We start from the raw sequence: 23,272 nt of genomic DNA on the forward strand, positions 1-23,272 counted from the left end.
GGTGACGGGATGACGTCCTTTTGACACGGACGGGTGGGCGTCCTACGCTCCGTGTCAGATGGTGGGGGCTATTTCCGAGTGACGATTAATCCCGGTGGAGGACCGAATTCCCCATGCGCGGTTCTCCTGCTTCCGACGGCTCGGTGTGGGCCCGGCTGCCCCACGAGCTGGGCGACGCCGTGCGCCCGCGCATCCCGGAGATCGCGCGGGCCTGCGTCGACGGCATCGCCGCCGAGATTCCGGAATATTCCGCGAGTTTCGGCCGGGGACCCACGCGTGTCGCGGCGATCGAGCAGGCGCGGCGCGGAATCGAGCGGGACATCGACCGCGTCGGCACGCCCGCGATGTGGCAGGCCGACCGGCTGGCCGAGTTCCGCGGGCACGGGCGGGCGGCGTTCCACAATGGCCTGAGCCGCGAGGCGGTGCAGGCGGCCGTGCGCGTGTCGAGCCGGGTGACGTGGCGCTGGATCGCCGACATCGCGCGGGAAGCCGGCCTGTCCGGTGACGTCCTGTACGGCGCCGCCGAGGGCATGTTCGCCGACGTGGAGACGTCGATGGCGGCGGTCGCCGAGGGTTACCGCGCGGCCGAAGCGGCGATGTCCGGCACGGGCGAGCGGCACCGCCGCCTGCTGCACGCGCTGCTCGGCGGCCGCACACCGGCCGAAGTGGACGGTTTGCTCGCGGCGTCGGGACTGCCGGTGCCGTCGTCCGTGGCGGCGGTGGCGTTCCGCGCGTTGCCGGGCGCGCCGGAGTTCCCGGCGGGGTTGCTGCCGGAGCACGTGCCTGCCGACCCGTCGGGCGACCAGCCGGCGGCGCTGACTCCGGCCCCGGACACCGATCTGGCGGAGCTGGCCCGGTTGCCGGCCGGCTGGACGGCGGCGGTCGGGCCGCTGGTGCCCCCGGCGGCGGCGCCCGAGTCGTTCCGGGTGGCCCGCCGGGCGCTGGACTTGTCGGCCCGCGGGCTCCTGGACGCCCCGGGGCCGGTGGTGTGGTGCCGCGACCACCTGACGACGTTGCTGCTGCTGGCGGACGAGTTCCTGGTGTCCCAGCTGGCGTCGACGACGCTGGCGCCGCTGGCGGGCTTGCCGGAGCGGCGCCGGGAGCAGCTGGCGGAGACGTTGCTGGCGCTGGTCCAGACCCGGGGCAGCGCGCCGGAGCTGGGGCGGCTGCTGGAGCTGCACCCGCAGACCGTCCGGGCGCGGTTGAAGAAGCTGGGCGAGCTGTTCGGGGCGCGGCTGGACGATCCCGGCGAGCGGCTGCGGCTGGAACTGGCGTTGCTGGCGGAACGAGCGCTCCCGGCCGGTCGTGAGTGAGAAACAGTGCGCTAACCCTGTTTCTCGCTCACGACCAGCTGCGGCAGACCACCCGGCCGGGCGATCTCGACCGGGGGCGCCGGTCGGGGGAACACCCACCGGCGGTAACCGAACCAGCGGAACGCCGTCCCGGCCACGGTGCCCAGCACCATCCCCGCCACGAAGTCCGCGACCTCCTGCGCCACGAAGCTCACGTGCGGCACCGACAGGTGCAGCACGTACCGCGACACCAGCGGCGGCACCAGGTTCACCGCCACCGCACCCGCGTTGACCACGAAGAACAGCGCCGCCTCGCGGACGCGGTGGTGGCCACCCCGGCCGGCGAACGACCAGCGTCGGGACAGCAGGTAGGCGAACGCCGTCGAGGCCACCGTCGCGCAGAAAAGCGCGGTTACCGGTTTCTCACGGAACACGGTGAGCTTCAGGCTGTAGTCGCCCAGTAGGGTGACCCCGTACGCGGCCAGGCCGACGATGGCGAAGCGGAGCAGCTCTCGCGGCTCGGGCATGGTTCCTCCAGGGTGACGCCGACAGGGTGGAGGTCTTTCGATGGCACGCACGGGCGGTGAGGGTGACATCCCCTCGGTCGCCGAGCTGGTGAACCTCTCGCAGACGAAACCGCTGATGATCCGCGGTGACCTCGACGCGATGCTCACCAGGGAAGAACCCGCGCCCGAACCCGCGCCCGACCCGCTGGCCATCCTCGACGCCGAGCTCGCGGCCCCGGAACCCGAGGACGAACGCCCCCTCGAGGCGCCGCCCGCCGGGGCACGCCGGACCAAGCCGTACGTCCTCGCCGCGGGCGCCGCCGTCGCGCTCGGACTGGCCGCCGTCGTGCTGTTCCAGCCGCAGCAGGTCGGCGGGACCGCCACGCCGCCGCCGGGCGCGACCGCCCCCGCCGCGCCGCCGACCTCGAGCGACGCGGTGGAGACGATGGACGCCTCGGCGGAGCCGCCTCCGCTCACCGCCGAGGTGCACGACTCGCCGGTCCGAACCACGAACCCGCCGGCCGCCGCGGGGCGCAAGCCCGCGCGCCCCTCGACGACGGCGCCGCCCGCCGAAGACCAGTGGCAGCAGTACGTGAGCTCGGTGATCAGCTCGTGGCAGCAGCAGCACCCGCACGGCAGGCAGGGCCGCTGATCAGCAGTTCGGCGTCGCCGGCTTCCCGGCGATGCGGTCCTTGACGAACGCCAGGACGTCGGCGTTGCCGGTGTAGACCAGCGTGATGTGGTCGGTGTCGTAGGTCTTCCACGTCACCGGCACCCCGGCCGCGCAGTACGCCTTGTGCAGCGCGTCGGCCTGCGCGAACTGCACCAGCTGGTCGCCGGTCGCGTGGTACTCGAACACCGGGACCTTCGGCGGGGTGCCGCCGAGCTTGTTCTCGTTCAGCCGCGCGACCCACGCGGGCTTGATGTAGCCCGGGCTGGTCGTGTAGTCCGCGATCTTCTGGTTCGCGTACGTCGTGAGCAGCTCGAACGTGCACGCGCTCTGCTTCATCTCGGCCAGCTTCGCGCGGCCGTTGTCGCTGAGGAACGAGTCCAGCCGCAGCTCGGGGTAGGCCTGGTCGAGGCCGAGCAGGGCGTAGGCGAACACCCCGAACCCGAACTTGCCGTCGAGCTGCAGCGTCACCTGGACCAGGTCGGCGGGCACCCCGCCGGCCGCGATCCCGACGAGGTTCAGCTCCGGCGCGTACGCCGGCTGCAGCTCGCCCGCCCACGCCGCGGCGCCACCACCCTGGGAGTAGCCGCGGAACACGACCTTCGCCGACGGCGAGAGCCCCGCCGCGGGGAGCCGCTGGGCCGCGCGGACCCCGTCGATCACCGCCGGGCCTTCGGAACGGCCCACGACGTACGTCGTCTTCGGTGTGCTCTGGTAGCCCTCGTAGTCCGGGACGGCGACGGCGTACCCCGCGTCGAGCAGGTCGTCGAGGCCGGGCTGCTCGTAGAACGCGCCGATGTCGATCATCTTCGACGGCGTGCAGCCGAACGCCGGCCCGTGCGTGCCGGGGTCGAACGAGACGATCGGCGCCGTCGCGCGGTCGGCGTTCTTCGGCACCAGCACGGTTCCGGTGACCGCGTCGGGCTGCCCGAGCGCGTCGGTGGACAGGTACATCACCTGCCACGCGTCGACGGAAGCCTTGCGCGGACCGGCGTTCGACGGCCGCCAGCGGATGACGTCGCCCGGCTTGCCCGCGGGCAGCGGTGACGGCGGCGTGTAGAACGCGTCGCCGGCGGGGCCGGGGTCCGGGGCCGCCGACGCCGCGGGCGCGAGCGCGGCCGCGAGCACCAGAGCCACGCCGGCGGCGAGCGCGCGGCGGGCGGTCACGAGCCCGTCCCGTAGACGCGTTTGCAGGTCGCGGACTCGCTGAAGGCCAGGTTCAGCTCGGGGTTCGCCCTGAGGTCCTTGATCGGGCCCTCCGGGTCGGCGAGCCGGCCCATGGTCGCGTCGGCGTCGGAGATGACCTTGCGCAGGCTCGGCTGGTCGGTCACCTTCGCCTGTTCCATCTTGGACTTGGTCTCGGCGAGCTTGGTCTTGGTCTCGGTGAGGTTGCCGGTCGCCTTGTCCACAGCGGACTGTCCATCCGGGACGGGCGGGACACCGGCGGTGCGCAGGCCGCCCGCCATGTCGTCGAGGGCCGAACCGAGGCGGCCGAGGAAGTCGACCATCGCGTCCCGGGTCTTGACCGGGTCGGCGTCGTCGACGGCCGGTGGCTGCGACAGCTTCGCCGAGCCCGCGGCCACCCCGGTGCACACCTTGTCGACCCAGGCCAGCGCGGCGGGGTCGGCGTGCCGGCCGGGGTCGGCGGGGGCGTCCGAACCGCACGCGGAGCACGACAGAAGCGCGGCCGCCGCCATTGCGAGCACCGCGCTGTGCATTCTTTTCATGGGTTTCGAAGCTACGCGGCGCGGTTGCGCACGAGCAAGGCGAGAATGGCCGATTGGCACGCGCGTCAACATTTCGCGGGCGGGGTTTGTCACGCTCGTCAGCGCTTCGGTAGTGCTCCTGTGCTGGGGAAACCTTCCCCGGCCTGCTAGGAACCCGAGCCGGGTGACGTGCCGGGGTGACAATTTGCGGTGCCCGGGTTGCCTTTTCACCGAAAGCCCTTGATCGGCGCCATCCGCGCTCGTTAGCTTACGGATCGGTCGCGATTCTCGAATAGCGCGGGCCGTTTCGTATCACTGTTGATACACGGAAGGACCATCGTGAGTCACCCAAGAGGCAAGAAGAAGACGGTCGCGGCCGCCGCGGCCGTGGGCGCGGTGGGGCTCGTCGCCACCGCGCTGGTCGTCGGGGCGCAGGCCAGCGCGGCCGACCCGATCTCGCTGACGCTGAACTACCACTGCACGTTCCCGCTGGTGGGGTCCCAGTCGCTGAAGGTGGTGATCAACACCGACCTGCCGACCACGGTGAACACCGGGCAGCCGACCGGCGCGTTCGACATCAAGGCCGTGTCCACGATCAACGCGGACACCGTCAGCGGCCTGAGCCTGATCGGCGCCACGACCCTAGAAGGCACCGCCACCGCCGCCGCGACCGTCGCGGCGCCGAGCCTCAACCTGCCGGTCAACGTCCCGATCACGCTGGACAAGACGAACATCCCGGCTTCGGGTGAGATGAACATCAACGCGGCGGGCAAGACGCCGTCGCTGACGTTCACCCAGGCCGGCCAGGCGAAGATCACCGTCGGCGACCTGAACCTCAAGGTCACCCCGCGCAAGGCCGACGGCTCGGTCACCGGCATCACCCCGGACGGCACGATCGACGCGCCCTGCACGCAGGACGCCGGCCAGAACAACACCCTGGCCACGATCACCATCGCCGGCGGTGGCGGCACGACGACGCCGCCCACCACCACCCCGCCGACGACGACCCCGCCGACCACCACGCCGCCGACGACCACCCCGCCCACCACGACCCCGCCGGGCGGGGGCATCAAGTACTCCTTCGGCATCACCGGCCAGACGGCGCTGAAGTCCCTCGGCAGCACCGCGCCGATCACCGGCTCGTTCGACGCCGACGTCAACCTGTCGGCCAAGACGTTCACCGGCAACCTGCAGCTGAACCCCACGCACACCGACTTCAAGCTGTTCGGCTTCCTCCAGGGCAGCTCGGACGTCAAGGTCGTGCAGAACGGCCCGCAGACCGGCGAGCTGGTGGGCACCGGCTTCAAGGCGCACATCAAGTTCGACACGTTCCTCACCACGGTCAACCTGTTCGGCATCCCGATCAGCACCGACCCGAAGTGCGGCACGGTCAGCCCTTCGACGAGCGAGATGACCACCGGCCCCGACTTCGACCTGCTCAAGGGCGGCAAGCTGTCGGGCACCTATTCGCTGTCCGCGCTGCAGAACTGCGGCTCGTTCAACGACATCATCAGCGCGTTCGCCAAGAGTGACGGCAACACGCTGGACCTCGTGCTCGCCAAGAAGTGACCCGAACTGCCGGCCCCCGCCACGCGCCGAGTGCCGCGGCGGGGGCCGGTGCCACGCCCCGAGGAAGAGGAGTGCCCGTGCGGACCGTCCGGTCGTTGCTGGCCGCCTGCGTGATCGCTTTCGCCGTCGCCACGCCCGCTTCGGCGTCGACGCCGGTCGACGAGGAGCTGAGCTTCACCTGCCCGTTCCCGCTGATCGGGCTCCAGGAGCTGGCCGTGGAGGTCAAGGCGTCGTTCGAGGTGCCCGCCGCGCCCGGCGGCACGTTCACGACGTCCGACCTCGCGGTGGCGGTGACCGTGCCGGACAAGTCCACCCGCGGCCTGGCACTGGTCGGCGCGGCGAGCATCGAAGGGACGGCGTCCGCAGGGGTGACGCTGACCAACGGCCCGCTGACGCTGCCCCTGGCCCTGCCGCTGACCGTGGCGAAGACGGCGGTGCCGGCGTCGGGGCCGTTCACCACGAACGCGTCCGGTGCGGTCCCGCCGGTGCAGCTGCCGAACGCGGGCCGGACGACGCTGACGATCGGCGGCTTCAGCGCGCGGCTCACGCCGAAGAAGGCCGACGGCTCGTTCACCGGGCTCGGCTCGTTCACGTCGGACTGCACGCTGGACCCGGGACAGGACCCGGTGCTGCTTTCGTTCGACCTGGGGTCCTCCCGCGACTACGGCGTGACCGGCTCGACGACGCTGAAGACGCTCGGGGCGACGGCGCCGGTCACCGGGTCGTTCACGGGGTTCACCCCGGCGTTCGACCGGACGCGGGCGGAGTTCAAGGTGTTCGGGTTCGTGCCCGGGACGGCCGACCTGGTCTTCGGCCCGGACGGCCCGCAGACCGGGGAAATCGCCGGGGACGCGTTCGTGGCGCACGCGAAGCTGGCGCTGGCGTTGCCGCAGGTGACGTTGTTCGGGCTGCCGGTCGCGGACGCGGGCTGCCGGGCGAGCACCTCGATCCCGGTCGACCTGCGGTCCGGCAGCGGTTTCACCGCGGCGGCGGGCGGCCCGGTGACGGGCACGTACACGATCCCGCCGCTGACCGGCTGCGGCACGTTCACCACCTACCTCGGCTCACTGGTGCAGGGGGAGGGCAACGCGTTCGCGCTGACGCTGGCTCCCCGCTGAAGAACGTTCTCCCAGGTTGTCGATTTCGCCGTTCCCCGCGTGACGGAGTAGGAAAGGACCGACGACCAGGAGGAACGGACATGGCGCAGTACGCGGTGCTGATCTACGAGCGGGTGCCCGCCGAGGACCTGCCCAAGGAGGTCATGGACCGGCACATCGGCCTGCCGGACCTGATCGCCTCGAAGGGCGGCAAGGTGACCGCCGGCCTGGCCCTGCAGCCCAACGAGACCGCCACCGCCATCCGCGGCGACCTGGTCACCGACGGGCCCTTCGTGGAGACCAAGGAGGTGCTCGCCGGCGTGTACCTGCTGGAGGCCCGCGACCTCGACCACGCGCTGGCCTGCGCGAAGCTGACGCCGGTCGTCGAGGGTGGTGTCGAGGTCCGGCCGCTCGTCGACTTCCAGGTCGTGGCGGACTGACCGCGGTCGCCGACGCCGTCGCCGAAGCGCACCGTCGCGAGTGGGCCTACGTGCTCGCCGCGACGGTGCGGGTCACCCGCGACCTCGACGAGGCCGAAGAGGCCGTCCAGGACGCCTACCTCCAGGCGCTGAAGCGCTGGGCCGCCGACGGCGTCCCCGACCGGCCCGGCGCGTGGCTGACGACGGTCGCCCGCCGGAGCGCGCTCAACGGCGTCCGGCACCGGGAAGTGCTGCGGCGCAAGCTGCCGCTGCTCGTCGAGCCCGGGGTCGCCGAGCCGCCGGAGCCCGCCGGCCCGATCCCCGACGACCGGCTCCGGCTCGTCTTCACCTGCTGCCACCCGGCGCTCGCGCAGGAAGCCCAGATCGCGTTGACCCTGCGGCTGGTCTGCGGCGTCGCGACGGCCGACATCGCGCACGCCTTCCTGGTGCCCGAACCGACGATGGCCGCCCGGCTCACCCGCGCCAAGAAGAAGATCGCCGCCGCGCGGATCCCGTACGCGGTTCCCGCGGCCGAGGACCTGCCCGCCCGCGTGTCCGTCGTGCTGACCGTGCTGCACCTGCTGTACGCGGCGGGCCACACCGCGCCGTCGGGGGACGACCTCGTGCGCGACGAACTGACCGGCCGCGCGCTGGACCTGGCACGGATGCTGCGTGCCCTGCTCCCCGCCGACACCGAGGTCGCCGGGCTGCTCGCGCTCCTGCTCGTCCAGCAGGCCCGCCGGGCCACGCGGACCGACGCCGCCGGGCGCCTGCTGCGGCTCGAAGACCAGGACCGCTCGTGCTGGGACACCGCGATGATCGCCGAAGCCGACCGGCTCGTCGTCGAGGCGTTGAAGACCGGCCCGCCCGGGCGGTTCGGCGTCCAGGCCGCGATCGCGGCCCTGCACGCCCAGGCCCCCAGCTACGCCGAGACCGACTGGCCGCAGATCCTGACCCTCTACGACGTGCTGCTGCGCCTGTGGCCCTCGCCGGTGGTGGCGCTCAACCGCGCGGTCGCGGTCGCCGCCGTGCACGGGCCCGAAGCTGCCCTGGACGAGATCGCCCGGCTGGAGGCCGGCGGCAGGCTGGCCGGCTATCGGTACCTGTCCGCCACGAAGGCCGACCTGCTGCACCGCCTCGGCCGGGACGCCGAAGCGGCCGACGCCTACCGCGCCGCGCTCGCGTTGAGCGAGAACGCCGTCGAGCAGGAGTTCCTCGCCGCCCGGCTCAGCGGCGCCTGACGAAGTACGGCGCGGTGCCGTCCCGGTACATCAGGACGAAACCGGTGATCGACAGGACCAGCGTCGCCAGGAAGAACACCAGATGCGCGATGTCGCCGCTCCGCATCGGGTCCGCGCCCGCGAGGACGAGCAGCTGGATCACCACGTTCAGGATGCCCAGCACACCGACGATCGCCAGCACCTTGCGTGCCCAGCCCGCGCCGCGGTACACCCCGTGCACCAGCAGCGCCCACAGCGCGCCCGGCAGCAGGAACGTGAGCACCGCGATGTCCGCCGGCAGCGAGCCCGGCGCCATCCTGGTGCTGTCCAGCAACTGGCCGAGCAGCGAACCGAGGAACCAGCACGCGACCGCGCCCCACCAAGCGAACGCGGCGCGCCGGACCGGCTCCGGCCGGGCCGGCTGCCGGGCGTCCGGCGGCGCCGGCGGGAAGTGACCGTAAGGATTCGGACCCGGCGAAAACCCTTCGCCGCCCCCCTGCGACTCGGACATGCGCGGAGCATAGGCCGGGATCTTCCGGTTCCGGCACGGTCACGACCCGAACCGTTACCGGCCCGGTGTCACACCGGAGTGCTATAAAACGCTACCTCCGTGGGACCGGTTTCGCGGCCGTAGGCGGCCGCGGCCGGGGCCGCTAGGGTGATCGTCTGGATGTGCTGGGCTCGCGAGCAGCCGAACGGGAGAAGCCGGTGACCGCCGCGCACGAACCATCGTGGGACTCCGGCACCCGCTTGCGCGTGCTGCTCGTCGAGGACGACGACGGCGACGCGCTGCTGGTCGAGGAGATGCTCGCGGACACGTCCGTGCCGTTCTCGCTCGAACGCGTCGAAACGCTGGCGGCCGCGCTGGCCGGCCCGCTCACCGCCGACTGCGTCCTCCTCGACCTGCAGCTGCCCGACGCCATGGGCCTGAGCGGGCTGACGAAGCTCGGCCAGCACGCGCCCGGCGTCGCGATCGTCGTCCTGACCGGCGGGCACGACCAGGCCACCGGCGTCGCCGCGGTCGCCGCCGGCGCCCAGGACTACCTCGTCAAGGACCAGGTGGACGGGCCGCTGCTGGTGAAGGCCCTGCGCTTCGCCCGCGAACGCAAGCGCGCCGAGCAGGTCGAGCAGCAGTTCCTGCAGCAGCAGCTGCTGGCGCGGGAGAACGCGCGGCTGGAACGCGGTCTGCTGCCCGTCCCGCTGCTGCGCGACCCGCACCTCGAACTCGCCTCCCGCTACCGCCCCGGCCGCAACGGTTCGCTGCTGGGCGGCGACTTCTACGACGCCGTCGAGCTCGCCGACGGCACCGTGCACATGATGATCGGCGACGTCTGCGGCCATGGCCCGGACGAGGCGGCGCTCGGCGTCGCGCTGCGGATCGCGTGGCGCTCGCTCGTGATGGCGGGCCTGCCGATGGCCGACGTGCTGAGCATGGTCGAACGGGTGCTGGTGCACGAGCGGATCGAGCCGCTGTTCGCCACCGTCTGCATGGTCGTCGTCGCGCCGGACCGAAGATCCCTGCGGCTGTCGCTGGCCGGGCACCTGCCGCCGCTGCTGCTCACCCCCGGCGACGGGCACCTCCTGTCGGGCGAACGCCTCGGCGTCCCGCTGGGCGTTGTCGAAGGCACGAAGTGGGAGGCCGTCGAGGTACCGCTCGACCCCGGCTGGTCGCTGCTGCTCTACACCGACGGCGTCTTCGAGGGCCGCGTCGGCGCCGGGGCCGAACGGCTCGGCCACGAGCGGATGGCCGCCATCGTCCTGGAGATCCAGCACGAGACCGGGCTCGCCGGGACCGAACTGCTCGACGAGCTGATCGCCCGTGCCGAACGGCTCAACTCCGGCCCGCTCGACGACGACGTCGCCCTCGCCCTGCTCAGCCACGACCCGGGGGAACGATGAGTGCTCGCAGCTGGTCGGTCGGCCGCTGGCTGGCCCTGCTCACCGTCGCCGAAACCGTGCTGCTTCTCGCCGCGCTGATCGGCGGCGGGATCGCGATGAACAACCTGACCGACGCCCGCACCCGCCTGCTCGACGTGATCGGGCCGCAGCGGCTCGGCGCGCTCCAGCTGTCCACCGCGCTGCTGAACCAGGAAACCGGCGTCCGCGGCTACCAGCTCGGCAGGCAGCCGGACTTCCTGACGCCCTACACCGACGGCGTCCGGGCGCAGGCCGACGCCGTGGCGCAGCTGCGGCAGAACGGCGCGGTCCTGGGCACCGAGGTCGGCGACGACCTGGACGCCGTCCTGCGGGCGGCGACGACGTGGCAGGCCGCGGCGGCGCCGACCATCGCACCCGGCGCCCCGCCGGTGACCCCGGCCCAGGTCGAGCGCAGCCGCGAGCTGTTCGACGCCGTGCGCTCGGCGCTCGGCACCCAGCTCGACCACCTCGCCGCGGTCCGCGACGCCGGCCGCGCCGACCTCGACGCCGCGGCCGGTCTGCTGACCGCGATGCTCGTGGCCATCGCCGTGCTGCTCGTGCTGCTGTTCGCGGTGCTGGCACTCGGCTTGCGGCGGATCATCACCCGGCCGATCCTCGGCTTGGCCCAAGAGGTCCGTCAGGTCGCCGACTCCGACGTCCACCACCCGGTGCACGGAACCGGGCCACGCGAGATCGCCCAGCTCGGCGCGGACGTCGAAGCCATGCGCCAGCGGATCCTCGACGAGGTCGCCGAGCTCGAACGGGCGCACGCGCTGCTGGACCGGCGCACGCGCGAGCTGGAGCGGTCGAACGCCGACCTGGAGCAGTTCGCCTACGTCGCTTCGCACGACCTGCAGGAGCCGCTGCGCAAGGTGGCGAGCTTCTGCCAGCTGCTCCAGCGGCGCTACGAGGGCCTGCTCGACGAACGCGGCCAGCAGTACATCGAGTACGCCGTCGACGGCGCGAAGCGGATGCAGGTCCTGATCAACGACCTCCTGGCGTTCTCCCGGGTCGGGCGCAAACCCGGCGAGCACGTCGTGGCCGACGCGGGCGAGCTCGTCGACGACGCGCTCGCGAACCTGGAGGTCGCGCTGTCGCTCAGCGGCGGCAAGGTCGACCGCGGCGAGCTGCCGGCCGTGCGCGTCGAGCCGGTGCTGATGACGGCGGTGTTCCAGAACCTGATCGGCAACGCGCTGAAGTTCAAGGGCGAGACACCGCCCGAGGTGCGGGTCACCGCGGACCGCGACGGCGACGACTGGGTGTTCTCGGTGTCGGACAACGGGATCGGCATCGACGCGGAGTACGCCGAACGGGTCTTCGCGCTGTTCCAGCGCCTGCACACCCGCAGCGCGTACCCGGGCACCGGCATCGGCCTGGCCCTGTGCCGCCGGATCGTCGAGTACCACGGCGGCCGGATCTGGCTCGACACCGAGGCCGAGGGCACGACGTTCCGCTTCACGCTGCCGGCGGCGACCGAGGATGGTGAGGACGCATGACGCACGCGCCCCTTCCGATCGACATCCTGCTCGTCGAGGACGACCCCGGTGACGTGCTGATGACCCGGGAAGCCTTCGAGCACCACAAGATCCGCAACGCGCTGCACGTCGCCAGCGACGGCGTCGAGGCCCTCGAGTTCCTGAACCGCCGGGGCCGGTTCGCGGAGGCGCCGCGACCGGGGCTGATCCTGCTCGACCTCAACCTGCCCCGCAAGGACGGCCGTGAGCTGCTCGGCGAGATCAAGCAGGACCCGGAGCTGCGCACCATCCCGGTGGTCGTGCTGACGACGTCCGAAGCGGAGGAGGACATCGTCCGCAGCTACGACCTGCACGCCAACGCCTACGTCACCAAGCCGGTCGACTTCGAGAAGTTCGTCGAGGTGGTCCGGAAGATCGACGACTTCTGGGTCACGGTGGTCAAACTGCCGCACCGGTGAGGAGCGCGTCGTTGGCGCGGCGGCGGCGATTGGGGCACCATAGAGCGCCGTGAGCTCATCATCGCGGGACCTCCCCGCCGTCGAGCTGGCGGTCACCCTCGACTGGCGGGACACGGCCGCGGTGCTGCGCGTGGCCGGGGAGATCGACCTGTTGAGCGCGCCGGAGTTCGAGGAAGTCGTCGACGCCGTGCTGGCCGACGAGCCGGGGACGCTGGTGGTCGACCTGCGCGCGGTGACGTTCTTCAGCTCCGCGGGCCTGCAGGTGCTCGCGGCGGCGCACCGCAGGCTGCCCGAGCGCGCGCTGCGGGTGGTGAGCGATTCGGTGGTGACGTCGGGACCGTTGAAGACGACCGGCCTCGACACGTGGATCGGCATCCACGCCACGGTCGACGAAGCGCTGGGCCGGTGACGGCGATGGACGAACCCCCGGGACCGTTCCGCTGCCACGGCGTGCAGGCGGCGCCCGAAGCCCTGCGCCGGCTGCGGCACGACCTGACGGCGTGGGTCCTCGCGGCGGGCGTCGACCAGGCCAGGGCCCAGGACATCGTGCTGGCGAGCTACGAGGCACTGGCGAACGTCGCCGACCACGCGTACGACGGGACGGGCTCCGGGGTGGTCGACCTCGACGCGGCGGTGCACCCGGACCGGATCGAGGTGGTCATCAGCGACCACGGCCGCTGGCGGACCCCGGTGGTGGACCCGCGCCCGGTTTCCCTGCGCGGCCGGGGGTTGCTGCTGCTGCGGGCGAGCGCCGACCGCGCGGACATCGCGTCCGGCGAGTCGGGCACCGTGGTGACGCTGGCGTGGGACCTGGACCCCGTGCACCCGTCGTGAGCGGGAAACAGGGGCAGAGCCCTGTTTCCCGCTCACGACCGGACGCTAGCTGTGCACGACCGCCCCGGTCTTCGGGTCGAGCGTGACCTTCTTGGCCTCGGGCCACCAGAAGTCGAACATCCCGGTCATCGAACCCGCGCGGGTGTCGAAGGACGAGTCGCCGATCCGGCCGGTGAACCAGTTGTCCTCGATGAACTTCAGCACCGAGGTCTGGTCGGTCTGCGTGTGGTCGACGTGGTTCACCTTGCTGTACGGCGAAACCACCAGCAGCGGCAGCCGCGGGCCGTAGCCGCAGCGGTCGGCGTAGGTGCCCACCTTCGTCGGCTTGGCCGTGCAGACCGCCTGGTCCTGCGAAGCGTCGTGCGAGCCGTTGACGATCGGCGACGACACGTGGTCGTACCAGCCGTCGGAGTCGTCGTACGCCAGCACGATCGCCGTCGACTTCCACTCGGGCGACTGCTGGATCCTGTTGATCTCGCCGACCACGAACTGCTGCTCGTCCAGCGGGTCCGAGTAACCCGCGTGGCCGTCCTGGTACTCCGGCGCCTTCAGGAAGCTCACCGCGGGCATCGAGCCGGCGCCGAGCGAGTCGTTGAAGTCGGAGATGTCGTACTGGTGGTTCGCGCGGTCGGTCTGGCCGATCGCCCGCACCGACGACGGCGCGAGGTGCTTCGGGTTCGCCGTCGACGGGTAGTACTGGAACGGCTCGTGGTGCGGGCTGTAGTTAACGACGGCGTTGCCGCCGACGTTCGTGTGGGTCTGGCCGCAGACCGCATACCCGTTGGCTTCGCCGGTCGGGCGGAAGCCGCCCTGGAACCAGCCCCACGTCACGTGCCGCTGGTTGAGCAGGTCACCGATGTTGCGGCCGTGCATGGTCGCCAGGTTGTCCTTGCTCGTGTGGTTCTTGCCCGAGCAGTCGTCCCACGCCGGGTCGGGGTCGTTGATCATCGTGCCGACGCCGTTCGCGTCCGGCGACTGCACGGCGTAGGCGTCGCTGACCGGCTCGTGCGTCACCGGGTCGACGGCCTGCACGCCGTGGGTGTTGCCCGAGATCAGGTCGATCGCGCCCGGGCTGGACGGGCCGAACACCGTGTTGAACGAGTTGTCGTTCAGCGCGTAGTGCTGCGCGTAGTTCCACATGCCGGTGACGGTGTTGCCGTCGTAGTAGTCCATCACCAGACCGGGTTCGCCGAACAGCACCGGCTGGCCGGTGCACTTGTCGGTCTCGGTCTTCTCGACGAACTCGTCCATCTTGCCGCCGTTGAAGGCGGCCTGCTCCGCGCCGTAGTTGTGGTTCTGGTCGCAGGTCATCGCCTGCTGGGGCGAGAGCCGCTTCGGGTTGTACGCGTTCGGGTTGTCGGTCAGGAGCTTCTTGTCGAGGCCGTTGACCTTCGGGGTGCCGTGCGCGGCGGTGAACGGGGTGCCGTCGGTGTTGGCCGCGTTCGGGTAGGTGCCGAAGTAGTGGTCGAACGAGATGTTCTCGCCGAAGATGACCACGACGTGCTTGATCGGCGTCGCCGTGGGGATCCAGTGGGCCGGGAAGACGTTCAGCGGCTGGGCGTCCGCGGTGGTCGCCGCGGAGCCGGTGACGACGGCCAGCGCGGCCACCGAGGCGAGGGCCCCGGCGCCGAGCAGGCCGCGCCGTCGCCTGCGGGTTCTCTTGTCCACAGTGGATTTTCCTTTCGTGGTGGTGGGGTTCGCCGGTCAGGCGAGCAAAGAGCGGCCGAAGTGGTCGTCCGGCCCGGTGACGCCCGGCAGCGCGAAGAAGTAGCCACCGCCGAACGGGGAGATGTAGTCGGTCAGGGGTTCGTCGGCCAGCCGCGTCTGGACCGCCTCGAACTGGCGCTCCAGGTCCTGCTGGTAGCAGACGAAGACCAGGCCCATGTCGAGGTTGCCGTTGCTGTCGAGCCCGCGGTCGTAGTTCACCGCGCGGCGCAGGAGCCGGCTCGAGTCGGTTTCCGGTGTCCGCGGGTTGGCCTTGCGGATGTGGCTGGTCAGCGGGATGACGGTGCCGATCGGGTCGTCGGCGTAGCGGGGGACGTCGGTCTCCTCGGTGCCGTCGAGCGGGGCGCCGGTGTCGCGGCGGCGGCCGAACATGTTCTCCTGCTCGGCCAGCGAGACCCGGTCCCAGAACTCGACGAGCATCCGGATCAGCCGGACCACCTGGTAGCTGCCGCCGGCGGTCCAGGCGGGGTCGCCGGGTGTCCACACGAGACGGTCGAGGTCGGCATCTTCGGGGTTGGCGGTGCCGTCCTTGAACCCCATCAGGTTCCGCGGCGTCCCGGCCGGCCGCGGCGGCGAGCTGAAGCCGTTGATCTTCCAGCGCGGCTGCATGCCCCCGCGCGTCGCACGGGCGATGTCGCGCAGCGCGTGCAGCACGGTGTCGGTGGAGTTCGCGGACAGGGTGAGACTCAGGTCGCCGTGGCACTGGGCCGGGTCGAGGGCGTCGTTCGGGAACGTCGTCATCGGCTTCAGCTTGGCGGGCTTGAGTTTCGCGAGGCCGTACCGGTCGTCGAAGAGCGAGGCGCCGACGCCGAGGACGACGCCGAGGTCACCGCCGGGGACGACGGGACCGAGCACCCCGGAGTCGGCGGGCGGCGCGGTGATGCCGAGCGCGGCGGGTGCCCCGCCCGCGGTGAGGAACCGCGCCCGGTCGGTGATCGCGCGGAAGAGGTCGGTGAGCTCGGCCTTGGACTCGGCGACGACGTCGAAGGAGGCGACGACGGTCTGGGTGGGCGGCTTCCGCAGGATGGCGGCCTGGTGCGGGCCGTGGAAGGCGACGGGCGCGGTGCTGTCGGTGACGGCGGAGGAGGCCCCGAGCCCGGCCCCGGCGGCGACGGTGAGGCCGGCGCCCATCGCGGCCCGGCGCAGGAAGGACCGGCGCGGCAGGCCGGTGGGGTGGGGAACGGGACAGCGAGGCTGGTCGGTCACGAAACCCTCCGCGGCTCGGCGATCGCGGCGATCGGCGCCAGCAGCTCGGTCAGCTCGCCCACGTCGGCGTTCAGCTTCTGCCTCTCCTGCCGTGGCAACTGCGCCAGCGGCGTCCAGCTGCCGTCCGGCCGGCGGGCCGAGTCCAAAAGGGACTGCGTGCGCGTCAGCCGGCTGTCCACCTTGGACAGGTCCGGGTACCGGGGCGTGAGCAGCGGGCGGAGCACGTCCAGCACCGCGCGCGTGCCGTCGAGGTTGGCGCGGGCCGTGGCCAGGTTGGTGCCGCTGCCGTAGTCGGTGCGGCCGGTCAGTTCGAACTGCAGCGTGTTCTCCATGATCTCGTGCGCGCGCAGGCCGAGGTCGTTGCCGTCGACCTGGCTGTCGCCGAAGGACGCCTGCAGCGCGCGGGCGTCGGCGTCCAGCTTGTCCGCGACCGCGCCCAGCGCACCCAGGTCCTCGCCGTGCCAAAGGCCCTGCTCCAGGCGGTGGAAGCCGGTGAACCCCGGGTCGGCGGTGCCGTCCGGCAGGCCGTCGGCGGTGCCGTTGAGCGCGCCGTCGGAGTCGCCGAACGCGTCGTAGGCCGCGCCCAGCCGCTCGTAGGTCAGGTGGGCCGTCAGCCACGCGGCCTCGCTCGCCGCGCGGTCGCCGCCGTGGACGGCGTTCTTCAGCGCGCCCGTGTTCGCGACCAGTTCGCCGAGGCCCGTGGTGACGTGCTGCTGGTAGGCCTTGAGCGGCCCGAGCAGGTCGTTGTGCGTCACCGGCGCGACGCCCGGGCCGGTCCGGTCGGCGCCCCCGCTGACCTGCACGGCAGGCCCGACGATCGCGCCCGCGTCCTCGGGCAGGCAGCGGAACGCGTAGCTGCCGTTGCCGAGGTTGACCTGCAGCGGCCGGGTGGTCGCCGGGCCGAGGCCCTCGACCTCGCCGTAGATCACGCCGGTCGCCGGGTCGATCAGGTCGACCTCGGCGGTCACCGACCCCGTGTTGTGCAGGCGGAACGTCTGCGGCCCCGGTTTCGGGTCGGCCCAGCCGGTGCCGCACGCCGAGCGCGACACCGCGATCTCGGGGTCTCCCGCCGCCGCGCTGTCCGGCCACAACGCGACGACGGCTCCCGCCGCGGCGGCCACGACCACGGCCGCCACTACCCAGCGGGTACGCACTGACCCCGGCACGCACACTCTCCCGTCACTCGATCGGACCATCACCGATCACGGATTATGCGAGCCTATCGCCCGGAAAACCGCATCGGATGCCGTCGAGAGGAGGGAATTCACCGGGACTTCAGCCGGGCGCCCACGAAAGGGGGAGGAATCAGACGATTTCGTGTGCCAGATCTGTCTGGTTGGACGGTTTGGTCCGGTTGGTCACGCTGCCGGCAGCGGGGAACCGGTTTCCAGCAGCGTCTTCAGGCTGGACAGCAGCGCGGGCCAGCCCTGGCTGCACATCGCCAGGACCGTGCTGCCGGGTGCGAAACCGTCGTGCAGCACCGTCAATTTCACGGTTTCCCCCTGCGGTTCCAGGGTGAACGTGACCTTCGAACGGCCTTCCTCCCGCAGTTTCGCCAGCGTCCCCGCGTCGATCCCGTTTCCGTTCGCCCATTCCTCGGTGAACGTGTGCCACGTGTAGGAAAGGCGGCGGTAGGGATCAGCTTCGAGGACGACCTGGTCGGGGTGGCTCGTTTTCGCGCCGCTTTCCGTCCAGACCATCGGCGAACCCTTTTTCCAGTCGGTTTCGAACGCGACACCCCAGTACTGGCGGGTGAACGCCGGCTCGGTAAGCGCTTGCCAGAGCTTTTCCGGCGTGGTGCTGATGTAGGTGGTGTAGGCGAATTCGTTCATGGGTTCGGACTCCAGGGCTCGTTTCAGATCGGCGAGCGCGCCGGCCCGCTGCCGGTCGAAGCGGGTCAGCCAGCGCTCGCCGATCGCGTTGATCGGCGCGGCGTCGAGGTAGTGGAGCTTTTCGCGGCCGCGCCAGGTGGTCGTGACCAGCCCGGCCGCTTCGAGCACGGCCAGGTGCTTGCTCACCGACTGGCGGGCCATGTCGAGCCCCGCGCACAGCTCGCGCAGGGTCTGGCCGTTGCGCTCGTTGAGCACGTCCAGCAGCCGGCGGCGGCTGGGGTCGGCCAGCGCCTTGAACACCTCGTCCATCGCGCCCTTCCCGTGACATGCAGCCATTGGGCTGCCTATTCACGATAGGCAGCCAGGCAGCTGCATGTCAACCGGGGATCACCGGAAGCGGATCACCGTGATGCCCGCGAGCACGAAGAACACCAGGACGACGAGGGTGCCGGTCTGGCCGCCGGACGAGCGCGTCACGACCTGGTCGACCGAGCCGGTCAGCCGCACCCCGCACTCGGCGACGACGGTGTGCCGCCCGGCCTCGATCCGGCTGAACTGGACCGGCGCGGTGAAGGCGCCGGTGCTGTCGGTGTAGGCGGAGCCGACCTCGGCGCCGTCGGAGGTCAGCGTGACCATCCGGCCCGGCTCGCAGCCCTTCCCGGACGCCGACAGCTCGTCGCCGGGCTGGACGCTCGGCCGGTCGAGCACCAGCTCACCCGGCTTCGGCTCGGTGCTGGTGGTCACCGGGGCGCCGGGCGTGGTGGGGGTGGTGGACGTCGGCGGGGTGGTCGTGGTGGTCGGCGGGGTGGTGGTCGTGGGGGTGGGCGGAGTCGTGGTGGTGCCGGGCCGGGTCGGTTTCGTGGTGACGACCGGCGGGGTCGTCGTGGTCGGCGGCGGTGGGGTCGTGGTCGGCGTGGCGGTCACCGTGAACCGGCTGCCGGCGCTGAGCGGTCCGCCGGTGCGGGCGTTGGTGCACGTGCCGGTCACCGGATAGGTGCCGGGCTGCGCGCCGGCGGGCACCGTGGCCGCGACCGTGCCACTGGGGTTCTGCGGGTCGGCGTTCGCCGACCACATCGGCGTGCCGTTCCAGGAAAAGGTGACCGGGCCTTTGCACGGGTAGAAATTCCAGGAAATGGTGAAAGAACTCCCGGCCTTACCGCTCGACGGTTTCAAACCAACCGACGACGTGTATTGTGCGTTGGCGCTGGTCGCGGTGGCGAGCAGAAGCAACGTTCCGGCGACGGCGCCGAAAAACAGCCGAACCACGAATCGCATTGGGACGTCCCTCCCCGGTGTGTGCTCGCTGTAGCATTCCGGACCAGTCGGATAACGCAAGTAGGGGATGCCCAATGGGACGTGTCATCGCGGCGGGGGTTGCGTTGGGTTTGTGCGCCGTGCTGCTCGGCGCGCCGGCCGCTTCGGCGGACTCCGGCTCGCTCGACGTGCAGGCGTCGATCGACGGGCGGCCGGTCGCGGGCGTCACCGTCCCGATCGACCCGGCCAAGCAGATCGAGCTGCAGGTCGTGGCGACCAACTCCGGCACCGCGCCGGTGAAGGTCCGCAGCGTCCGGCTCTCCGGCGTCGCGCTCGCCCTGACGTTCTTCGCCTACGACACGACGGCGCCCTTCGAAGTTCCGGCGCGGGGCTCGACCACCCGGACGTTCGTGCTCGACCTCGGCGACCTCGCCGGACAGGCGACGGGGCTGCTGCCGTCGTCGGTCGAGCTGCTCGACGCCCAGCGCGCGACGCTCGGCGAAGCGACCACCGTCGCCGACGTCCAGGGGTCGTTCTGGTCGGTCTACGGCGTCTTCGGCCTGGCGATGCTCGTGCTCACGGTCCTCGCCTGGCTGACCGCGCTGCTCGCGCTGGCCCGGCACCGGCTGGCGCCCAACCGCTGGCGCCGCGGCCTGCGGTTCCTGCCCGCCGGGTTCGGCACCGGCCTGGTCGCGGTGATCACGCTGTCGGTGCTGCGGCTGGTCCCGCCGGAGCCGGCGGTCGAGATCCCGGTGGTGCTCGGCGCCGCGGCGATCGCGTTCCTGCTCGGCTACCTGACCCCGCACCCCGCGCCGCCGGCCGTCGTCGCCGAAAGTGACACCACCGTCCGACTGGCGGTCCCGCCGACGCAGGAATTCACCCGATGAGCGCACCGGCCGAGCTGGTCGCCGCCCTGCCGCAGTACGACATCGGGGCGGAGATCGGCGAGGGCGGCATGGGCGTCGTGTTCGCCGGGACGCACCGGACGCTCGGGCGGCACGTCGCGATCAAGCAGCTGCCGTGGGACGTGCTCAACCACGCGGCGAGCAGCGAGCTGTTCGACCGCGAGGCCCGCGTGCTGGCCAGCCTGGACCACCCGCACATCGTGCCGGTGTACGACTACGTCCGCACCGGCCGCGAGCACCTGCTGGTGATGGAACGCCTCGACGGCGGCACGGTGCACAGCCGGTTCCACGGCGAGGGCGTCAGCGGCGAGCAGGCGTGCGCGATCGGCCTGGCGATGCTCGCCGGGCTGCACGCGGCGCACCGGGCGGGCGTGCTGCACCTCGACGTCAAGCCGCGCAACCTGCTGTTCAACCTGCAGGGCGTGGTGAAGGTGGCCGACTTCGGCATCGCCCGGGTGATCAGCGAGGGCGCGACACTGGTCACGCACGGTGGCGAAATCCTCGGCACGCCGGCGTACATCGCCCCGGAGCAGGCGATGGGCAACGCGCTGAGCCCGGCGGCCGACGTGTACGCGGCGGGCACGGTGCTGTACGAGCTGCTGGCGAAGGAGCTGCCGTTCGACAACACGCGCGGCGCGATCAGCATGATGCGCCAGCACATGTTCACCGACCCGAAGCCGATCTCGGGCGTGCCGATGCCGATCGCGGGCGTGATCATGCGGGCGCTGGCGCGTGAGCTGGATTCGAGGTACCGCGAGGCGGAGTCGTTCGCGGCCGATCTGGCCGGGGCGGCGACAGCGGTTTACGGGCCGGGGTGGCTGGAGCGGTCCGGGGTGCCGGTGCTGCACTTGACGCCCCGGGTGATCGCGGGGTTGAACTCGCCGACGGCACCGCAGGTCGACGACCGGACGCGGCCGGTGAGAAAGCCGACGGGTCCGAACGCGACACTGGTGGCGACGAGTGGTGGGTTGGACACGGCGCCGGGTTCGGCCGGTGGCTTCGGGCCGGGCTTCGCCGGCGGCGCGGGCCCGGCGGGGGGTGCCGAGGCCGGCTATGCCGGCGGCCTGGGCCCGGCCGGCGGTGCGGGCCCGGCCTCGGCGGGCGGTCCCGGATCCGGTTCGGCGAGCGGCCACGGGCCTGGGCCCGGTGGCTCGGGTTTCGGCGGTGCTGCCGCGGGCCCGGCCGGTGGTGCGGGCTCGACCGGTGGCACGCTTGCCCCGGATTCCGACCCCTCCAGCCGCTCGAAGGCCGCCGTCCTCTGGCTGCGGCTCGCCGCCGCCGCGGCGGCTGTCTTGCTGATCGTCCTCGCGCTGCTCAACCCCGAACGACTGCCGCACGAGGCGTCGCCCACCCTGCTGCTCGGCAGCACCCGGGTCACCGCGCCCGTCGAAGTGGACCTCAGCAAGCCGCTCACCCTCGCCGGTGCCGGGAACCCCGGCCGGGTCTCGCTCAGCCTGTCCGCCGCCGGGATCCCGCTCGGCTCGGCCGAAACCCTCGCCAAGCCGAACGGAAACGGCTTCACCGCCGAGCTCACCCTGCCGGCGATCGCGCGGTGGGTGGTCGGCGGGGCGGTCACCGCGACCGTCCAGACCGGGCCCGTCACCCAGACCTTCACCCTGCTCACCAGCCAGCACCCGCTGGCCAGCGCGATGGGCGCGGGCAGCCTCATCCTGGCGCTGTTCGCGCTCGCCTACCTCGAGTCCGGGTTGCGGACGATCCGCAACGGCCACCGTTGGCGCGGCGCGGCGGTCGGCGGGCCGGTGCTGGGCCTGCTGTTCGGCGCCGTCGCGTGGTTGTGCGTCTCCGTGCTGCGGGTGCACGAACCGTCGCCGGGGTTCGGGGCGGGGTGCGCCGTCGCCGGTGCGGTCGCGGCGGGGCTCGTGGTCGCGGCGGCGCGGCGCCGGGCGTCCACAGTGGTCAGTCGACCATCCGGACGGTGACGTGCGGGCTGTAGCTCTTGCGCCGGCTCCACCCGGTTTCGGCGCAGAGGCTCAGCTGGATCGCGCGGTCGGCGGGCGCCCAGTAGCCGGTGCGGACGAAGTAGCCCTCCATCGTGTTCAGCGCGGCGAGGCGCTTGCGGGCCGAGCACATCTCCCAGCCCCACTGGCGCCCGGACTTCTCGACGCCGTTGCGGCGCACGGACAGGCACGGGTTGCCGACCGCGCGGATGTCGCTGTCACCCTCGGTGACGTACACGACGCCGTCGATCTTGTAGAACCGGTTGTTGTCGAGCAGGGACACCTGCCCGGAGAGCGTGACGCCGACGCGGCCGCCTTCGTCGCCCGTGAGCGTCCAATCGAGACAGAATTCCTGGACCGGGAGTTCCAGCGACTGGGTCATGACGAGTTCCCCTGTTCTAGGCCGAGCGTCCCCTTCAGAAGATAGGGAAAATCCGGACGCCGGGAAGGGGACGGGACGATCTTCACCCGAAGCGGTTCCCGGGCGACGAATGCCCTGCCACGCACGGGTTTTCAGGCGAGTGGGTGACCCCGGGCACGGGAGGTGACATCGGTGCGTCTCTCCGGGTGGTGCCGGCCGTACGGTGGGGTCTCCCGGGGGTGCGGTGACGCTCGGTGAGCTAAAGGTAAAGGAACCATTACCTTGGCCGGCGCGTTGACGGGGGCATGAGCGAGCCCACGGTCATCGAGCTCGGGCCCCGCGACATGCTCGTCGTGGCGGGCCTGCCCGGCGCGGGCAAGACGACGATGCTCCGCCACGCCGCGTCCGGCCTGGTGGTGCTGGATTCCGACCAGGTGCGCACGCGGCTGGCCGCGGCGGTGCCGTCGGTGCCGTACCGCTGCTACCGGCCGGTGGTCCACGCGTGGCACCGGGCGCGGGTGGTCGGAAGGGCGCTGACGCGGGGGCCGATCGTGGTCCACGAGCCGTCGACGCGCGCGTCGACCCGGGCGCTGCTGGCGCTGGTGGGAGCGCTGAGCGGCCGTCCGGTGCGGCTGCTGTTCCTGGACGCGACGGCTTCGGAAGCACTGGCGGGGCAGCGCAGCCGCGGGCGGGTGGTGCGCCCGCGGTCGTTCGCGCGCCACGTCCGCCGGGTGGACCGCTGGCGCGAGGGGCTGCTGGCGGAGCGGGTGCCGGCGGGGTGGAGCAGCGTGCAGGTGATCGACCGGGCCCGTGCCGGACGGACGCGGGTGGTGGTGGAGCTGCTGGGGTGATGTGGGCCGGTCGCCGG

At 72.0% G+C, this 23,272-nt stretch carries 24 protein-coding genes; 14 read left to right on the plus strand and 10 right to left on the minus strand.

What is annotated here, in order from left to right:
• Positions 1-113: 113 nt before the first annotated feature.
• The gene (locus ACWEVP_RS18660; protein WP_452063775.1) at positions 114-1,313 is read left to right on the plus strand and encodes a helix-turn-helix domain-containing protein; all 1,200 of its coding nucleotides are present in this window, start codon (positions 114-116) and stop codon (positions 1,311-1,313) included.
• A gap of 11 nt (positions 1,314-1,324) precedes the next feature.
• Here ACWEVP_RS18660 and ACWEVP_RS18665 read toward each other — a convergent pair whose 3' ends face one another.
• Entirely contained in the window at positions 1,325-1,819 is a 495-nt protein-coding gene (locus tag ACWEVP_RS18665) for a GtrA family protein (protein WP_452063776.1), read from the minus strand.
• 40 nt (positions 1,820-1,859) lie between these two features.
• On the opposite strand from ACWEVP_RS18665, the gene ACWEVP_RS18670 reads away from it, so the two are divergent.
• Positions 1,860-2,450 carry a hypothetical protein gene (locus ACWEVP_RS18670; RefSeq protein ID WP_452063777.1) on the plus strand — a complete coding sequence of 197 codons (591 nt, stop codon included), beginning with the start codon at positions 1,860-1,862 and terminating at the stop codon, positions 2,448-2,450.
• On the opposite strand, the gene ACWEVP_RS18675 is transcribed toward ACWEVP_RS18670, so the two are convergent.
• Together ACWEVP_RS18675 and ACWEVP_RS18680 are read right to left on the minus strand one after the other, a co-directional pair.
• The gene (locus tag ACWEVP_RS18675) at positions 2,451-3,635 is read right to left on the minus strand and encodes a lipase family protein (protein WP_452063778.1); all 1,185 of its coding nucleotides are present in this window, start codon (positions 3,633-3,635) and stop codon (positions 2,451-2,453) included.
• Positions 3,632-4,195: a hypothetical protein gene (locus ACWEVP_RS18680; protein WP_452063779.1), complete on the minus strand. Its 564-nt coding sequence runs from the start codon at positions 4,193-4,195 to the stop codon at positions 3,632-3,634. The genes ACWEVP_RS18675 and ACWEVP_RS18680 overlap by 4 nt, the downstream gene beginning before the upstream one ends.
• Positions 4,196-4,513: 318 nt before the next feature.
• Here ACWEVP_RS18680 and ACWEVP_RS18685 point away from each other — a divergent pair, with 318 nt between their 5' ends.
• From ACWEVP_RS18685 to ACWEVP_RS18700, 4 genes are all read left to right on the plus strand, one after another.
• Positions 4,514-5,743 (plus strand): DUF6801 domain-containing protein, encoded by a 1,230-nt coding sequence (locus ACWEVP_RS18685; RefSeq protein ID WP_452063780.1) that lies wholly within the window; start codon positions 4,514-4,516, stop codon positions 5,741-5,743.
• A gap of 77 nt (positions 5,744-5,820) precedes the next feature.
• On the plus strand, positions 5,821-6,861 hold the full coding sequence (locus ACWEVP_RS18690; RefSeq protein ID WP_452063781.1) for a DUF6801 domain-containing protein: 1,041 nt from the start codon (positions 5,821-5,823) through the stop codon (positions 6,859-6,861).
• An 80-nt stretch (positions 6,862-6,941) separates the two neighbouring features.
• Positions 6,942-7,280: a YciI family protein gene (locus tag ACWEVP_RS18695; RefSeq protein ID WP_452063782.1), complete on the plus strand. Its 339-nt coding sequence runs from the start codon at positions 6,942-6,944 to the stop codon at positions 7,278-7,280.
• A 50-nt stretch (positions 7,281-7,330) separates the two neighbouring features.
• Positions 7,331-8,500 carry an RNA polymerase sigma factor gene (locus ACWEVP_RS18700; RefSeq protein WP_452063783.1) on the plus strand — a complete coding sequence of 390 codons (1,170 nt, stop codon included), beginning with the start codon at positions 7,331-7,333 and terminating at the stop codon, positions 8,498-8,500.
• Here ACWEVP_RS18700 and ACWEVP_RS18705 read toward each other — a convergent pair.
• Entirely contained in the window at positions 8,487-8,990 is a 504-nt protein-coding gene (locus ACWEVP_RS18705; protein WP_452063784.1) for a hypothetical protein, read from the minus strand. The genes ACWEVP_RS18700 and ACWEVP_RS18705 overlap by 14 nt on opposite strands.
• Positions 8,991-9,187: 197 nt before the next feature.
• Here ACWEVP_RS18705 and ACWEVP_RS18710 point away from each other — a divergent pair, with 197 nt between their 5' ends.
• Genes ACWEVP_RS18710 through ACWEVP_RS18730 form a run of 5 tightly spaced genes read left to right on the plus strand, consistent with a single transcriptional unit; the run spans position 9,188 to position 13,163 of the window.
• A complete protein-coding gene (locus tag ACWEVP_RS18710) occupies positions 9,188-10,378 on the plus strand; it encodes a PP2C family protein-serine/threonine phosphatase (RefSeq protein WP_452063785.1) in 1,191 nt (396 codons plus the stop codon).
• The gene (locus ACWEVP_RS18715; RefSeq protein ID WP_452063786.1) at positions 10,375-11,892 is read left to right on the plus strand and encodes a sensor histidine kinase; all 1,518 of its coding nucleotides are present in this window, start codon (positions 10,375-10,377) and stop codon (positions 11,890-11,892) included. Before ACWEVP_RS18710 ends, ACWEVP_RS18715 begins: the two co-directional genes overlap by 4 nt.
• Positions 11,889-12,329, plus strand: coding sequence for a response regulator (locus ACWEVP_RS18720; RefSeq protein ID WP_452063787.1), 441 nt, complete (start codon positions 11,889-11,891; stop codon positions 12,327-12,329). The genes ACWEVP_RS18715 and ACWEVP_RS18720 overlap by 4 nt, the downstream gene beginning before the upstream one ends.
• A gap of 49 nt (positions 12,330-12,378) precedes the next feature.
• On the plus strand, positions 12,379-12,738 hold the full coding sequence (locus ACWEVP_RS18725) for an STAS domain-containing protein (protein WP_452063788.1): 360 nt from the start codon (positions 12,379-12,381) through the stop codon (positions 12,736-12,738).
• A gap of 5 nt (positions 12,739-12,743) precedes the next feature.
• Entirely contained in the window at positions 12,744-13,163 is a 420-nt protein-coding gene (locus ACWEVP_RS18730) for an ATP-binding protein (RefSeq protein ID WP_452063789.1), read from the plus strand.
• A 45-nt stretch (positions 13,164-13,208) separates the two neighbouring features.
• Here the strand turns inward: ACWEVP_RS18730 and ACWEVP_RS18735 are convergent, their stop codons facing one another.
• The 5 genes from ACWEVP_RS18735 to ACWEVP_RS18755 form a co-directional block, all read right to left on the minus strand.
• Entirely contained in the window at positions 13,209-14,831 is a 1,623-nt protein-coding gene (locus tag ACWEVP_RS18735; protein WP_452063790.1) for a phospholipase C, read from the minus strand.
• Between the two features lie 36 nt (positions 14,832-14,867).
• A complete protein-coding gene (locus tag ACWEVP_RS18740) occupies positions 14,868-16,019 on the minus strand; it encodes a Dyp-type peroxidase (protein WP_452064006.1) in 1,152 nt (383 codons plus the stop codon).
• Between the two features lie 71 nt (positions 16,020-16,090).
• Complete coding sequence (locus ACWEVP_RS18745; protein WP_452064007.1) at positions 16,091-17,248, minus strand: EfeM/EfeO family lipoprotein; 1,158 nt, start codon at positions 17,246-17,248, stop codon at positions 16,091-16,093.
• Between the two features lie 204 nt (positions 17,249-17,452).
• Positions 17,453-18,235 (minus strand): ArsR/SmtB family transcription factor, encoded by a 783-nt coding sequence (locus ACWEVP_RS18750; RefSeq protein WP_452063791.1) that lies wholly within the window; start codon positions 18,233-18,235, stop codon positions 17,453-17,455.
• A 78-nt stretch (positions 18,236-18,313) separates the two neighbouring features.
• A complete protein-coding gene (locus ACWEVP_RS18755) occupies positions 18,314-19,000 on the minus strand; it encodes a hypothetical protein (RefSeq protein ID WP_452063792.1) in 687 nt (228 codons plus the stop codon).
• A 275-nt stretch (positions 19,001-19,275) separates the two neighbouring features.
• Here ACWEVP_RS18755 and ACWEVP_RS18760 point away from each other — a divergent pair, with 275 nt between their 5' ends.
• Both ACWEVP_RS18760 and ACWEVP_RS18765 read left to right on the plus strand, forming a co-directional pair.
• Positions 19,276-20,067 (plus strand): hypothetical protein, encoded by a 792-nt coding sequence (locus ACWEVP_RS18760; RefSeq protein WP_452063793.1) that lies wholly within the window; start codon positions 19,276-19,278, stop codon positions 20,065-20,067.
• The gene (locus ACWEVP_RS18765) at positions 20,064-22,025 is read left to right on the plus strand and encodes a serine/threonine-protein kinase (protein ID WP_452063794.1); all 1,962 of its coding nucleotides are present in this window, start codon (positions 20,064-20,066) and stop codon (positions 22,023-22,025) included. The genes ACWEVP_RS18760 and ACWEVP_RS18765 overlap by 4 nt, the downstream gene beginning before the upstream one ends.
• On the opposite strand, the gene ACWEVP_RS18770 is transcribed toward ACWEVP_RS18765, so the two are convergent.
• On the minus strand, positions 22,003-22,425 hold the full coding sequence (locus tag ACWEVP_RS18770; protein WP_452063795.1) for a hypothetical protein: 423 nt from the start codon (positions 22,423-22,425) through the stop codon (positions 22,003-22,005). The genes ACWEVP_RS18765 and ACWEVP_RS18770 overlap by 23 nt on opposite strands.
• Before the next feature lie 284 nt (positions 22,426-22,709).
• On the opposite strand from ACWEVP_RS18770, the gene ACWEVP_RS18775 reads away from it, so the two are divergent.
• Positions 22,710-23,255 carry an AAA family ATPase gene (locus ACWEVP_RS18775; RefSeq protein WP_452063796.1) on the plus strand — a complete coding sequence of 182 codons (546 nt, stop codon included), beginning with the start codon at positions 22,710-22,712 and terminating at the stop codon, positions 23,253-23,255.
• The last annotated feature ends 17 nt before the right edge of the window (positions 23,256-23,272 follow it).

Source organism: Amycolatopsis sp. NPDC003865 (genome assembly GCF_053605345.1).

What these genes read in the sequence shown, in the direction of transcription:
- ACWEVP_RS18765 (WP_452063794.1), top strand. Translation starts at nt 20,064, where the DNA reads ATGAGCGCACCGGCCGAGCTGGTCGCCGCCCTGCCGCAGTACGACATC.
- ACWEVP_RS18750 (WP_452063791.1), bottom strand. Translation starts at nt 18,235, where the DNA reads ATGGACGAGGTGTTCAAGGCGCTGGCCGACCCCAGCCGCCGCCGGCTG.
- ACWEVP_RS18755 (WP_452063792.1), bottom strand. Translation starts at nt 19,000, where the DNA reads ATGTGGTCGGCGAACGCCGACCCGCAGAACCCCAGTGGCACGGTCGCG.
- ACWEVP_RS18720 (WP_452063787.1), top strand. Translation starts at nt 11,889, where the DNA reads ATGACGCACGCGCCCCTTCCGATCGACATCCTGCTCGTCGAGGACGAC.
- ACWEVP_RS18680 (WP_452063779.1), bottom strand. Translation starts at nt 4,195, where the DNA reads ATGAAAAGAATGCACAGCGCGGTGCTCGCAATGGCGGCGGCCGCGCTT.
- ACWEVP_RS18770 (WP_452063795.1), bottom strand. Translation starts at nt 22,425, where the DNA reads ATGACCCAGTCGCTGGAACTCCCGGTCCAGGAATTCTGTCTCGATTGG.
- ACWEVP_RS18740 (WP_452064006.1), bottom strand. Translation starts at nt 16,019, where the DNA reads ATGGGCGCCGGCCTCACCGTCGCCGCCGGGGCCGGGCTCGGGGCCTCC.
- ACWEVP_RS18760 (WP_452063793.1), top strand. Translation starts at nt 19,276, where the DNA reads ATGGGACGTGTCATCGCGGCGGGGGTTGCGTTGGGTTTGTGCGCCGTG.
- ACWEVP_RS18705 (WP_452063784.1), bottom strand. Translation starts at nt 8,990, where the DNA reads ATGTCCGAGTCGCAGGGGGGCGGCGAAGGGTTTTCGCCGGGTCCGAAT.
- ACWEVP_RS18695 (WP_452063782.1), top strand. Translation starts at nt 6,942, where the DNA reads ATGGCGCAGTACGCGGTGCTGATCTACGAGCGGGTGCCCGCCGAGGAC.
- ACWEVP_RS18775 (WP_452063796.1), top strand. Translation starts at nt 22,710, where the DNA reads ATGAGCGAGCCCACGGTCATCGAGCTCGGGCCCCGCGACATGCTCGTC.
- ACWEVP_RS18665 (WP_452063776.1), bottom strand. Translation starts at nt 1,819, where the DNA reads ATGCCCGAGCCGCGAGAGCTGCTCCGCTTCGCCATCGTCGGCCTGGCC.
- ACWEVP_RS18715 (WP_452063786.1), top strand. Translation starts at nt 10,375, where the DNA reads ATGAGTGCTCGCAGCTGGTCGGTCGGCCGCTGGCTGGCCCTGCTCACC.
- ACWEVP_RS18660 (WP_452063775.1), top strand. Translation starts at nt 114, where the DNA reads ATGCGCGGTTCTCCTGCTTCCGACGGCTCGGTGTGGGCCCGGCTGCCC.
- ACWEVP_RS18670 (WP_452063777.1), top strand. Translation starts at nt 1,860, where the DNA reads ATGGCACGCACGGGCGGTGAGGGTGACATCCCCTCGGTCGCCGAGCTG.
- ACWEVP_RS18730 (WP_452063789.1), top strand. Translation starts at nt 12,744, where the DNA reads ATGGACGAACCCCCGGGACCGTTCCGCTGCCACGGCGTGCAGGCGGCG.